This window comes from Mycobacterium lacus (genome assembly GCF_010731535.1).
In the GTDB taxonomy this organism is placed as follows: domain Bacteria; phylum Actinomycetota; class Actinomycetes; order Mycobacteriales; family Mycobacteriaceae; genus Mycobacterium; species Mycobacterium lacus.
Window position 1 is genome coordinate 241,577 of the sequence record NZ_AP022581.1, and the last position, 13,117, is coordinate 254,693.

9 protein-coding genes and 2 pseudogenes are annotated in these 13,117 nt (G+C 66.6%); 10 read left to right on the top strand and 1 reads right to left on the bottom strand.

Translation table 11 applies throughout. The features are described from left to right. Window positions 1–2: 2 nt before the first annotated feature. On the bottom strand, window positions 3–680 hold the full coding sequence (locus tag G6N24_RS01160) for an IclR family transcriptional regulator (protein ID WP_085162245.1): 678 nt from the start codon (window positions 678–680) through the stop codon (window positions 3–5). 133 nt (window positions 681–813) lie between these two features. Here G6N24_RS01160 and G6N24_RS01165 point away from each other — a divergent pair, with 133 nt between their 5' ends. The 10 genes and pseudogenes from G6N24_RS01165 to G6N24_RS01210 all read left to right on the top strand — a co-directional run bounded on the left by G6N24_RS01165 (window position 814) and on the right by G6N24_RS01210 (window position 13,018). Next, complete coding sequence (locus G6N24_RS01165; RefSeq protein ID WP_085162246.1) at window positions 814–1,677, top strand: alpha/beta fold hydrolase; 864 nt, start codon at window positions 814–816, stop codon at window positions 1,675–1,677. Then, on the top strand, window positions 1,677–3,380 hold the full coding sequence (locus G6N24_RS01170) for a bifunctional 3-(3-hydroxy-phenyl)propionate/3-hydroxycinnamic acid hydroxylase (protein WP_085162247.1): 1,704 nt from the start codon (window positions 1,677–1,679) through the stop codon (window positions 3,378–3,380). Before G6N24_RS01165 ends, G6N24_RS01170 begins: the two co-directional genes overlap by 1 nt. Further along, on the top strand, window positions 3,328–4,245 hold the full coding sequence (locus G6N24_RS01175) for a 3-carboxyethylcatechol 2,3-dioxygenase (RefSeq protein WP_232070663.1): 918 nt from the start codon (window positions 3,328–3,330) through the stop codon (window positions 4,243–4,245). Before G6N24_RS01170 ends, G6N24_RS01175 begins: the two co-directional genes overlap by 53 nt. Before the next feature lie 11 nt (window positions 4,246–4,256). Continuing rightward, entirely contained in the window at window positions 4,257–5,978 is a 1,722-nt protein-coding gene (locus tag G6N24_RS01180) for an FAD-binding protein (protein ID WP_085162253.1), read from the top strand. Beyond that, entirely contained in the window at window positions 5,975–7,315 is a 1,341-nt protein-coding gene (locus G6N24_RS01185) for an LLM class flavin-dependent oxidoreductase (RefSeq protein WP_085162249.1), read from the top strand. Before G6N24_RS01180 ends, G6N24_RS01185 begins: the two co-directional genes overlap by 4 nt. Before the next feature lie 3 nt (window positions 7,316–7,318). Next, complete coding sequence (locus G6N24_RS01190; RefSeq protein WP_085162250.1) at window positions 7,319–8,119, top strand: coniferyl-alcohol dehydrogenase; 801 nt, start codon at window positions 7,319–7,321, stop codon at window positions 8,117–8,119. 5 nt (window positions 8,120–8,124) lie between these two features. Then, on the top strand, window positions 8,125–9,114 hold the full coding sequence (locus G6N24_RS01195) for a cyclase family protein (RefSeq protein WP_085162254.1): 990 nt from the start codon (window positions 8,125–8,127) through the stop codon (window positions 9,112–9,114). Then, window positions 9,114–9,932, top strand: a complete 819-nt coding sequence (locus tag G6N24_RS01200) for an alpha/beta fold hydrolase (RefSeq protein WP_085162251.1) — start codon at window positions 9,114–9,116, stop codon at window positions 9,930–9,932. The genes G6N24_RS01195 and G6N24_RS01200 overlap by 1 nt, the downstream gene beginning before the upstream one ends. Window positions 9,933–10,057: 125 nt before the next feature. Next, window positions 10,058–11,368, top strand: a pseudogene (locus tag G6N24_RS01205) (ISL3 family transposase). Window positions 11,369–11,708: 340 nt separating this feature from the next. Beyond that, window positions 11,709–13,018, top strand: a pseudogene (locus G6N24_RS01210) (ISL3 family transposase). Window positions 13,019–13,117 lie beyond the last annotated feature (99 nt).

Consider the following 13,117-nt stretch of genomic DNA (forward strand, 5'->3'; position numbering starts at 1 on the left):
CTTCAGCTCAGCAGCTTGGACAACTCCTCCGCGGCCGCGATGACCGCGTCCTTTCCCCGCATCACGACGTCTTCGCGGTGGGAGATGAGGTTGATACAGGTTGGTGCGGACGGCGCTGGGCGGCGGACTGGCACCGCCAGACCGTAGGTGTTCGGCTCGATCTCTGCGTACGTCGTGACCCAGCCGCGCTCGCGGGCCGCGACGACCAGGTCCCGCTCTCCCGGGCGCGGGGGCATGCTCGCGAGCAACGCTATCCCGGCGGCGCCGCGGTTGAGCGGATATCGGCTGCCCTCGTGGAAGGAGAGTTGGTAGGCGACCTGGGTCGGAACGATCACCGCGATCGCCACTTGCTGGTCGCCCTCGGCGACGAGCAGTGACACCGTGGTGCCGAGATCGTCGGCCAGTGTCCGCAGCGTCGGCAGGCACAGTTGGCGCACGTTGCGGTCGAAGGATGCGCCGAGTACGGCGAGGCCGGCCGCCGGCCGGTAGCGCCCGCCCTCGCCCTTGGCGACGAGCCGGAACTGGGCCAACGTCGTGAGCAGTCGATAGGCGATGGTCCGGTGCACGCCGACTTGGTCGGCCAGCTCAGCCATGGTGAGTCCGGTAGGGGACGCCGCCACCAGTTGCAGCGCGACCAGGCCCCTGGCCAGGGTCTGCGAACCCGTCCCCGAACCCGTCACGGTCTTGACAGACCGTGTTGTGAGAGCAAAGCTCTACATATATCGCACATCAATGTGCGATATTAGCACAACAATTCTTGCCAAAAGCGAGAGTCGCATTTTCATCATCTAGCGCGAGGCCGGAGAGGGACCCGTGGCGGAGTTCGAGAGCATGTGGAGCGATCTCCAGGGCGTCGCGTTCGAGCAGGGCTATCTCACGGCCGGTGGAGTTCGGACCCGCTATCTGCGTGCCGGAGATGCCGGCAAGCCGGTGTTGGTGCTGCTGCACGGGTCCGGTGGCCACGCCGAGGCCTATGTCCGAAATCTCGCCGCGCACGGCGAGCACTTCTGGACGTGGGCGATCGACATGCTCGGCCACGGCTACACCGACAAGCCCGGCCACCCGTTGGAAGTCGGTCACTACGTCGAACACCTGATCGCGTTCCTGCGGACCATCGACGCTGCGCGCGCCAGCCTCAGCGGTGAATCGCTCGGGGGCTGGGTGGCCGCGCGGACGGCCGTTGACCATCCCGACGTCGTCGACCGGCTCGTCCTCAACACGGCGGGTGGCTCCAAGGCCGATCCCGAGGTGATGGCGCGGATCGTCACGCTGTCCATGGCCGCCGTCGAGAACCCCACCCGGGAGGCCGTGCGGGCGCGGATCAAGTTGCTGATGGCGGACAAGTCCAAGGACTACGACGACTTGGTGGCCAGCCGGCAACGGATCTACCGGCAACCGGGTTTCGTCGCTGCCATGCGCGACATCATGGCGCTGCAGGACCCCGAGATCCGGGCCCGAAACCTCCTGGGCCCGGCCGAATACGGCGCCATCACCGCCGCCACGCTGGTGCTCTGGACAAGTGATGACCCGACCGCCGACGTGCCCGAGGGCCGCCGAATCGCGTCGATGATTCCCGGCGCGCGCTTCGAGGTGATGTCGGGCTGTGGTCACTGGCCGCAATACGAGGATCCCAAGACCTTCAACCGCCTGCACCTCGATTTCCTGCTGGGGCGCTGATGGATGGCAGCGAGTTCGAGGTCGTGATCGTGGGCGCGGGCCCGGTGGGGCTGACCCTGGCCAATATCCTTGGCCTGCAAGGCGTCCGCACGTTGGTGGTCGAGGAGCGGGCGAGCTTGATCGACTATCCGCGCGGGGTCGGGCTGGACGACGAGGCGTTGCGCACCTTCCAATCGATCGGCCTGGTGGACCGCGTCCTGCCGCACACGGTGCCCAACCAGATACTGCGGTTCGTCGACGCCCGGCGCCGGCTCCTTGCCGAAATGGCCCCGCCCGATGCCCGTTTCGGCTGGCCCAAGCGCAACGGGTTCGTGCAGCCGCTGGTCGACGCCGAATTGCTGCACGGATTAGAGAGATTCGAGCACGTCGCGGTGTGGTGGGGCCGTCCGATGAGGTCGTGCACCCAAACCGAGGATGCGGTGACCGTCGAACTGGGCGCCAGAGCCGATGCATGTACTGTGCGAGCGCGCTACGTGGTTGGCTGCGATGGCGGCCGTAGCATCACCCGCAGGATGATGGGTGTGTCGTTCGACGGTACGACGTCACCCATGCGATGGCTGGTGGTCGACATCGCCAACGATCCGCTGGGCCACCCCAACAGCGAGGTCGGCGCCGACCCGGAACGCCCGTACGCCTCGATCGCCATCGCGCACGGGGTTCGCCGGTTCGAGTTCATGATCCGCGCCGACGAGACCGACGAGCAGGCGGAGGATCCCGCCTTTTTGACGCGCATGCTGGCGAGGATGGTCCCGCACCCCGACCGGGTCGACGTGATCCGGCGCCGTATCTACACCCATCACTCGCGGATCGCCGGCGCGTTCCGCCGTGGCCGGTTGCTGCTGGCCGGGGACGCCGCGCACCTGATGCCGGTGTGGCAGGGGCAGGGTTACAACAGTGGCATCCGGGATGCGGCCAATCTGGGATGGAAGCTCGCCGCGGTGGTGACCGGCCGGGCCGACGACGCGTTGCTCGACAGCTACGATGTGGAGCGGCGCAAGCACGCCCGGGCGATGATCGACCTATCCACCATGGTGGGCCGCGTCATCTCTCCGACCAACCGCCGGGTCGCTGCCGCGCGCGACCTCATAGTGCGGTCCGCGTCAATTGTGCCCCCGCTCAAGCGATATGTGCTGGAGATGAGGTTCAAGCCGATGCCGCGCTACGAGCACGGCGCGGTGGTGCACTCGTTCGCGACCGAGCGGTCCCGCCACCGCGGCTCGCCGGTGGGCACACTGTTCATTCAGCCTCGCGTTGATACGCGGGGGCGGCAAGATGTCCTGCTCGACGACGTGCTGGGCGCTTGGTTCGCCGTGTTGTGTTGGAACAACAACCCCCACAAGATTCTCGGCGACGAGGCGTTCGCCAACTGGAAGGCCTTGGACGCGCGCTTCGTTGCCATCCGGCCGTCGGTCCAGCTGCACTGGGCCGACGACGACGATCCCGATGTGGTGATCGTCGGTGACCGCGCCGGTGACCTCAAATCCTGGTTCGACGCCCACCACGAATCGGTGTTGTTCCTGCGGCCCGATCGGTGCATCGCGGGCGCCTGCATAGCTCAGCGCGCGCCCGAGCTGAGCGCCGCGCTCATTGACGCCCTCACACTGTCTGGTAGAGGGGGTGATTTCCCAAGTGCCACTGGCTCTCTGCTGTATGTCCCACAGCCCGCTACTGAAGCTACCCGGGCCGCCGCAGGACCTGCTTGACCAGGTCGGCGGCGCGATCGGCCAAGCGCGAGAATTCGTCCGGGCCTTCGACCCCGAACTCGTCGTCATCTTTTCCCCGGATCACTACAACGGCTTCTTCTACAAGGTGATGCCGCCGTTCTGTATCGGCACGCGCGCGAACGGAGTCGGCGATTACGGCACCCACGCCGGACCGCTCGACGTTCCCGCGGACCTCGCGCAGGACTGCGCCAAGGCCGTGCTCGGCGCGGGAGTTGACGTCGCAGTGTCGGCGAGCATGGACGTGGATCACGGCACGGTCCAGCCGCTGGAGAACCTCTTCGGCGCGGCCACCTCGCGACCGGTCATTCCGATCTTCATCAATGCGATCGCCGTACCGCTAGGGCCTTTACACCGTTGCCGGGCGCTCGGCACCGCGGTGGGCCGCTACGTGGCAACCCTGGACCGCAGGGTCCTGGTGGTTGGATCCGGTGGGCTCTCGCATAGCCCTCCCGTGCCGGATCTGGTGACCGCGGGGCCCGCGGTGGTGGAGCGGATCGTGCACGGCCGGCCAATGACGCCGCAGCAGCGGCGGGCCCGGCAGGCCGCCGTGATCGATGCGGCCAAGAGCTTCGCCAAGGGGTCCGGCGACCTGCAGCCCCTCAATCCGGCGTGGGATCATCGCTTCCTGGAAATCATTGACGGGGGCCACCTCGGCGATCTGGATCAATGGTCGAACTCGTTCGTGGTGCACGAGGGTGGAAGCTCCGCCCATGAAATCAGAACGTGGATAGCGGCTTTCGCGGCGCTGTCGACGGCGGGGCCCTACCGGACCAGGGTGCGCTACTACAAGGCGGCTGCCGAACTGATTGCCGGCTTCGCCATCAGAACGGCGGCGCCGGTGTGATCGCCGCACATTTGGCTGGGTTCGATCACGTTGTCGATGTGCTCGTCATCGGGTCCGGCGGCGGCGGCATGACGGCCGCGTTGACCGCCGATGCCGACGGCCTGCGGACATTGGTCGTGGAAAAGTCCTCCTACTTCGGGGGTTCCACCGCCCTGTCCGGCGGCGGGATGTGGGTACCCGGGGCACCCGCGCAGCGCAGGGAGGGCTATGCCCCTCCGCCCGACGGCGTCGTCGAGTACCTGCGGCTGATCACCGACGGCCTGGTCAGCAAGGAGCGGATACGGCAGTATGTCGAGTCGGCGCCGCGGATGCTGGAGTTCCTCGAAGGGCTCAGTGCGTGGCTTGAGTTCGTTTGGAAGCCAGGCTATGCCGATTACTATCCGGAATTGCCGGGCGGCTCCGAACAGGGCAGTACCATCAACGTGCCGCCCATCGATCTGCGCAAACTCGGAGCCGACGAATCCAGGCTACTCAAGCCGCTGGCGCTCGCGCCCAGGGGAATCTGGCTGGGTCCCAAGGAACTACGCTCATTCTACCAGATCCGGCAATCATGGGCCGGCAAGGGCGTTCTGCTCAAGCTCGTTTCGCGGATGGTGCGAGCCAGGGTCTTCGGCGAGCGGATGGCCGCGATCGGACAGTCGCTGGCGGCGCGGCTGAGGCTGGCGATGAAAGAGCGCGGCATCCCCCTGTGGCTGAACTCGCCGATGGTGGAGCTGCTTACCGACGCCGACGGATCGGTGACCGGCGCAGTGGTGGACAGCGGCGCAGGGTTGCGGCGGATCGGCGCGCGCCACGGGGTGATCCTGGCTTCCGGGGGCTTCGACCACGACCTCGCCTGGCGCCGGGAGCAACAGCCCCTGGTCGAGCAGGACTGGAGCTTCGGCAACCCCGCCGCGATGGGCGACGGCATCCGCGCAGGCCAAAAGATCGGGGCGGCAACCGAACTCCTGGACGAGGCCTGGTGGTTCCCGGCCATTCAATGGCCGGACGGGCGAATGCAATTCATGCTCAACGAACGGATGATGCCGGCGCAGTTCATCGTCAACGGCGACGGTAGGCGGTTCATCAACGAGGCCGCGCCCTACATGGACTTCGGCCACGCCATGATCGCGGGCCAGAAGTCCGGGGTGACGCACATCCCGTGCTGGCTCGTCACCGATCACCGGTCCTTCAATCGCTATGTCATCGCCGGCCATCTGCCGATACCGAGGATCCCCGGGGCGCCAGTGCCCACCGGCCACAAGGTCCCCGCGGCCTGGCTGGAATCCGGAGTGGTCAAAGCCGCATCGAGTTGGGACGAACTCGCGGCCAGGATCGGAGTGCCCGCGGCCCACCTGCGCGCCACCGCGACGCGTTTCAACGCGCTGGCGCGCAAGGGTCACGACGACGACTTCAACCGCGGCGACAGCGTCTACGACAACTACTACGGTGATCCGACCCTGCCCAACCCCAACCTGTACCCGCTGGGCGATCCGCCGTACTACGCGTTTCGAATCGTCCTGGGCGACCTGGGAACGTCAGGCGGTCTACGCACCGACGAGTATGCGCGGGTACTGCGCCCCGACGACACGGTTGTGCGCGGCCTGTACGCGGTCGGCAACACGGCCGCGCCGGTGATGGGCCGCAGCTACGCCGGCGCCGGGGCAACCATCGGTCCGGCCATGACCTTCGGCTTTGTCGCAGCGAAACACCTTGTCGCACAGGCTCTTAATTCCCATAGGAGGTACCGATGAAAATTTCACTATTCTACGAATTCGCCCTGCCGCGTCCCTGGGCACCCGACGACGAACGGGTCATGCTGCACGAGTGCCTGGACGAGGTCGAGGCCGCCGACAAGGCCGGCTTCTCCAGCGTGTGGCTCACGGAGCACCACTTCCTCGAGGAATACTGCCATTCGACCGCGCCGGAGATTTTCCTGGCAGCGGCGAGCCAGCGCACCAAGGACATCCGGCTGGGATTCGGCATTATGCACCTGCCGCCCGCGGTCAATCACCCAGCCCGAGTGGCCGAACGCATCGCTACCCTGGACCTCATCTCCAACGGGCGCGTCGAGTTCGGCACCGGGGAATCCTCGTCCGTCGGCGAACTGGGGGGATTCAATATCGATCCCGCCGACAAGCGCGCACAATGGGAGGAGGCGCTCGAGGTCGCGATCCGCTGCATGATCGAGGAGCCCTTCGCCGGATTCAAGGGCGAGCACATCGAGATGCCGGCCCGCAACGTGATTCCCAAGCCCATGCAAAAGCCGCATCCCCCCGTGTGGGTCGCCTGCACTCGCCCGGCCACCGTTTCGATGGCCGCCCAAAGATGCATCGGCGCGCTGAGTTTCGCCTATACCGGGCCCGGTCCGCTCACCGAGCGGGTCAACGGCTACTACAAAGAATTCGAGGAGAACGGTGTCCCAGCCACGCCCAGGATCAACCCCAACATCCTGGCCATCGGTGGTGACCTGTCGATGATGGTGGCCCGGACCGACGAGCAGGCGCTACGGCGTCTCGGACAGGGCGGCGGATTCTTCTCGTTCGGAATCATGCACTACTACATGACCGGTGTGCACACTCCCGGGCGGACGGGCGTGTGGAAGCGCTACCTCGAAGAGGTCGAGAAGGATCCGACGTTGGCCTACGGTCCCGGGCGCGGCGCGATCGGCTCGCCGGCCACCGTGCGCGAGTTTCTGCGCGGCTATGAGGACAGCGGCGTCGACGAAATCGTCCTGCTGCTTAACCCGCGCAGCCATGAGGGCACCATGGAATCCATCGAGTTGATGGGCTCCGAGGTGTTGCCTGAGTTCCTCGAACGCGACGAAAGGGCGGTGGTGGACAAGGCCGCTCGGTTGGCGCCCGTCATCGAGAAGGTCGAGGCCCGCCGGCCGGAAACACGACCTTCTGGCGCGCCGCGGTTCGACGAAAACTACTCGTTCGGCGGCCTGCCCACCGGTCGCGGCGGGACATTCACCGCCAGCGAGATTCCCGAAGCCATGGCCGAGATCAACGAGGGCCGTGTCCAGGCGGCGCGGCGCGCAAAGGAGCAGCAGGGCTCAGAAAGCGAATTGACAGCGGAAGACGGCTGACCGTTGGACGAGTTGTGGCGCTACGACGGCCGCCGCGCGGTGGTCACTGGATGCGCGTCGGGCATTGGCGCGCACGTGGTGGGCCAGCTCACCGAGCTCGGGGCGCGCGTCGTCGGACTTGACAAAGACCGGCCGGTCGTCGCAATCAACGACTTTCATGAGGTCGATCTCGCCGATGCGGAATCGATCGATCGGGCGGTCGCGTCTATCGGGGGAGAGGTCGACGCGCTCTTCAACGTCGCCGGTGTCTCTTCGGGAATCGGCGACCCGTTACTCGTCGTCACGATCAACTTCCTGGGCCTGCGCCATCTCACCGAGGCGCTGATCCCGAAGATGCCCGCGGGGTCGTCCATCGTGAGCGTGTCGTCGCTAGCCGCGGCCGCATACCGGGAACACCAACAGGCCGTCGCGCCACTGCTGAACACCGCGACGATGGCCGACGGCATCGCGTGGTGTGTTCGCCATCCCGACGCGCTGGGTTCGGGCTACCGATTGTCCAAGGAAGCGATCGTCCTCTACACCATGCGAAACGTCGCTCGCCTCGGTGCGCGGGGCATCCGGATCAACTGCACCGGTCCCGGGGTTACCGAAACACCGATCCTGGACCAGCTGCGCACCGCATATGGACAGCCGTTCCTCGACGACATACCCAAGCCACTCGGCCGGGTCGCCGACCCGGCCGAGCAGGCCGCCGTCTTGCTGTTCTTGAATAGCCGTGCGGCCAGCTATATTTCGGGCCAGGTCGTGTGGGTCGACGGCGGCAACGTGGGCGCAGCCATCGCCGGTGAACTCGAGGAGGGATGATCCCCATGGCCAGCCTGACTGAATTTCGGCGGGTAGCTCGCGATCTTCGCAACTGGGGACGATGGGGAGAGGCCGACGAGCTCGGCACCCTGAATTTCATTACCGCCGAGAAGGTTGCGCAGGCCGCGAGCCTGGTACGGCACGGCAAAGTGTTTCCGCTTGGCGTGGACTTCGGGTCGTCGGGCCCACAGGGCGCCTTTGCGTTCCGGCAAAACCCCATACACCTCATGACCGTGGACGGGGGCGACGTGAACACGTTAGCCCAGTACGGGCCTGGGTGGGCGCAAAACTTGATGGCGCAGCAGACGAGCCAGTACCTCGTCGACAATCCGTTCCGCTTCAACGACGACATGATCATCATGCCGCTACAGGCGGCCAGCCAGTGGGATGCCCTGTCACACTGCTACTACGACGACCGGCTCTACAACGGCTTCCCGGCGGGTTCGGTGACCAGCCTTGGGGCCTACCACTGCGGCATCGACAAGGTCGACGTCAAGGGCATCACTTCACGCGGCATACTGTTGGATCTGGTGCGCCACCGCGGCGCCGAGGTGTTCCTCGAGCACGGAAACCCGATCACCCCGGAAGAACTGGACGACGTGGTCCGTTCGCAGGGGGTGACGATCGAGCGAGGCGACATCGTGCTGATCCGAACCGGTTGGTGGGCAAGGTTTTTGCAGACCGGCAACAAGACGGAGCCGTACTCCGGCCTGGACTGGCGATGCGCCCAGTGGCTGCACCACCACGAGATCGCCGCGGTCGCGGCCGACAACCTCCAGGTCGAAGACCCGGTTTCCGGTGTCGAGGGACTATTCCTGCCGTTCCACCTGCTCTGCCTGCGTGACATGGGTCTGATGCTGGGCGAGTACTGGGACCTCACCGCGCTGGCGGCCGACTGCGCCGCCGACGGTATCTACGAGTTCCAGCTCGTCGCGCCGCCCTTGAGATTTGTTGGCGCCGTGGGCTCTCCGGTGAATCCGATCGCGATCAAGTGATGGAGTACCGTACCACCGTGGTCGACGGCCTCGTCACCGCCTATCTGGAGGCTGGCGACGGTGACCCGGTGGTGCTGCTGCACGGCGGCGAGTTCGGCGCCAGCGCCGAGCTGGGCTGGGAGCGGAACATCGCCGCCCTGGCCGCGCATCACCGGGTGCTGGCGCCCGACATGCTGGGATTCGGCCGGTCGGCGAAGGTCATCGACTTCGTCGATGGGCGTGGGATGCGCATCCGGCATGTGGCGCGCTTCTGTGACGCGCTCGGCATCGACTCCGCGCATTTCGCCGGGAATTCGATGGGCGCCATCATGCTGCTCACCGACACGACCTCGGATGCGCCATGGCTGCCGGTCCGCAGCATGGCAGTCATCTGCGGCGGCGGGGACATCCAGAAAAATCGGCACTTTGAGGCGCTCCAGGAATATGACGCGACGCTGCCGGCGATGCGGCGCATTGTCGAGGCGCTGTTCTACGACGCCAGCTATCCGGCCGATGATGACTATGTGCGGCGCCGCTACGAGTCAAGCATGGCGCCCGGGGCGTGGGAGGCCGTGGCGGCGGCCCGCTTTCGGCGTCCGGGCGCCGCGTCACCCGCGGCTCCGTCAAGTGCGCGGCCGTATGAACGCATCCAGGTGCCGACCCTTGTCGTCGAGGGGGCCAACGACAAGCTGCTCGCGTCGGGTTGGGCCGCGCAGATCGCGAAGCAGATCGACGGCGGACGCCACCTGGTCATCGACGGAGCCGGTCACTGCCCGCAGATCGAGCAGTCGTCCACCGTCAACGGGCTACTGCTGGCTTTCTTCCGCGAGCAGACGTAAAAGCCCCCATTTCGGGCTCTTCTGACAGTTCCGTGGGTGGATAGCAGCGAAGTAGGGGCGCACGCCGTTGTGGCTTAAGGTTTCTGGCTTGTGAAGGGTCCGAAACCAAAGGAGCCAGCAACGACGTGCGCAATGTGAGGCTATGGCGTGCGCTGCTTGGTGTCGACCGCCGCACGGTAATCGAGGACATCGAGTTCGCTGAAGACGGCGATGGCGCGGAGTTGGTGGTGGCGCGGGTGCGCTCGCGCAGCGGTATGTCGGGCCGCTGTGGCCGCTGTCAACGCAAGGCGCCCTGGTATGACCGGGGTGAGGGACCGCGGCGGTGGCGGGGCTTGGACTTGGGCACGATCCGGGTGTTTTTTGGAGGCCGAGGCGCCGCGGGTGAATTGCCCCGCCCATGGGCCGACCGTGGTGATGGTGCCGTGGGCGCGTCACCATGCTGGACACACGTTTGCCTTTGATGACACGGTGGCCTGGCTGGCGGTGGCCTGCTCGAAAACCGCGGTGTGCGAACTGATGCGAATCGCCTGGCGCACCGTGGGGGCAGTCGTGGCCCGGGTGTGGGCCGACACCGAAAAGACCGTCGATCGGTTCGCCAATCTGCGTCGTATCGGCATTGACGAGATTGCCTACAAACGCCACCACAAGTATTTGACGGTGGTGGTCGACCACGACAGCGGCCACCTGATCTGGGCCGCGCCCGGACGCGACACCGCCACCCTGCGGCGCTTCTTCGACGCGCTGGGTGCCGACCGGGCCGCGCAGATCACCCATGTGTCCGCCGATGCGGCGGACTGGATCGCCGACGTCGTCGCCGAGCGTTGCCCGGCCGCGATCCGTTGCGCCGATCCGTTTCACGTGGTGGCCTGGGCCACCGAGGCCCTGGACGCCGAGCGGCGCCGGGCCTGGAATGACGCGCGGACGCTGGCGCGTACCGAGGCCAAATGGGGCCGTGGCCGGCCCGCCAAGAACACCGCGCCGCGGCGGGTCATGAGCGGGCACGGCGGCTCAAGGGTGCCCGCTATGCGCTGTGGAAAAACCCCGAAGACCTCAGCGAACGTCAAACCGCCAAACTGGCCTGGATCGCCAAGACCGATCCCCGGCTATACCGTGCCTATCTGCTCAAAGAGGGCCTACGGCACGTGTTTTCGGTCAAGGGCGAGGAAGGCAAACAGGCCCTGGACCGGTGGATCTCCTGGGCGCGGCGCTGCCGCATCCCGGTATTCGTCGAGCTGGCCGGCCGCATCGTGCGCCACCGCCAGGCCATCGACGCCGCCCTCGACCACGGCCTGTCCCAGGGACTGATCGAATCCACCAACACCAAAATCCGGGTCCTGACCCGCGTCGCGTTCGGGTTTCACAACCCCGCCGCACTGATCGCGCTGGCCATGCTCGCCCTCGGCGGCCACCGCCCCACACTGCCCGGCCGCGGCTAACACCCCACCAGGGCACCCCTGGCGGGCCCCTTCCGCAACGTCGCCGATTCTGCGCCACCCGCGCGTCGGTGTCCATGTCGTTCCGCCTCGCTGCGCTCGGGGGGCTCCACATGGACACCTCCCACGCAGGCAGCGCCAACGAGCAACTATCGCGGAAGGGAGCAAGAAGAAACTTCCAACCCATCAACCCACGGATAGGTCAGGAGCACCCCATTTCGCACCGAAATTGGGCTCTTCTGACAGTTCCGTGGGTGGATAGCAGCGAAGTAGGGGCGCACGCCGTTGTGGCTTAAGGTTTCTGGCTTGTGAAGGGTCCGAAACCAAAGGAGCCAGCAACGACGTGCGCAATGTGAGGCTATGGCGTGCGCTGCTTGGTGTCGACCGCCGCACGGTAATCGAGGACATCGAGTTCGCTGAAGACGGCGATGGCGCGGAGTTGGTGGTGGCGCGGGTGCGCTCGCGCAGCGGTATGTCGGGCCGCTGTGGCCGCTGTCAACGCAAGGCGCCCTGGTATGACCGGGGTGAGGGACCGCGGCGGTGGCGGGCTTGGACTTGGGCACGATCCGGGTGTTTTTGGAGGCCGAGGCGCCGCGGGTGAATTGCCCCGCCCATGGGCCGACCGTGGTGATGGTGCCGTGGGCGCGTCACCATGCTGGACACACGTTTGCCTTTGATGACACGGTGGCCTGGCTGGCGGTGGCCTGCTCGAAAACCGCGGTGTGCGAACTGATGCGAATCGCCTGGCGCACCGTGGGGGCAGTCGTGGCCCGGGTGTGGGCCGACACCGAAAAGACCGTCGATCGGTTCGCCAATCTGCGTCGTATCGGCATTGACGAGATTGCCTACAAACGCCACCACAAGTATTTGACGGTGGTGGTCGACCACGACAGCGGCCACCTGATCTGGGCCGCGCCCGGACGCGACACCGCCACCCTGCGGCGCTTCTTCGACGCGCTGGGTGCCGACCGGGCCGCGCAGATCACCCATGTGTCCGCCGATGCGGCGGACTGGATCGCCGACGTCGTCGCCGAGCGTTGCCCGGCCGCGATCCGTTGCGCCGATCCGTTTCACGTGGTGGCCTGGGCCACCGAGGCCCTGGACGCCGAGCGGCGCCGGGCCTGGAATGACGCGCGGACGCTGGCGCGTACCGAGGCCAAATGGGGCCGTGGCCGGCCCGCCAAGAACACCGCGCCGCGGCCGGGTCATGAGCGGGCACGGCGGCTCAAGGGTGCCCGCTATGCGCTGTGGAAAAACCCCGAAGACCTCAGCGAACGTCAAACCGCCAAACTGGCCTGGATCGCCAAGACCGATCCCCGGCTATACCGTGCCTATCTGCTCAAAGAGGGCCTACGGCACGTGTTTTCGGTCAAGGGCGAGGAAGGCAAACAGGCCCTGGACCGGTGGATCTCCTGGGCGCGGCGCTGCCGCATCCCGGTATTCGTCGAGCTGGCCGGCCGCATCGTGCGCCACCGCCAGGCCATCGACGCCGCCCTCGACCACGGCCTGTCCCAGGGACTGATCGAATCCACCAACACCAAAATCCGGGTCCTGACCCGCGTCGCGTTCGGGTTTCACAACCCCGCCGCACTGATCGCGCTGGCCATGCTCGCCCTCGGCGGCCACCGCCCCACACTGCCCGGCCGCGGCTAACACCCCACCAGGGCACCCCTGGCGGGCCCCTTCCGCAACGTCGCCGATTCTGCGCCACCCGCGCGTCGGTGTCCATGTCGTTCCGCCTCGCTGCGCTCG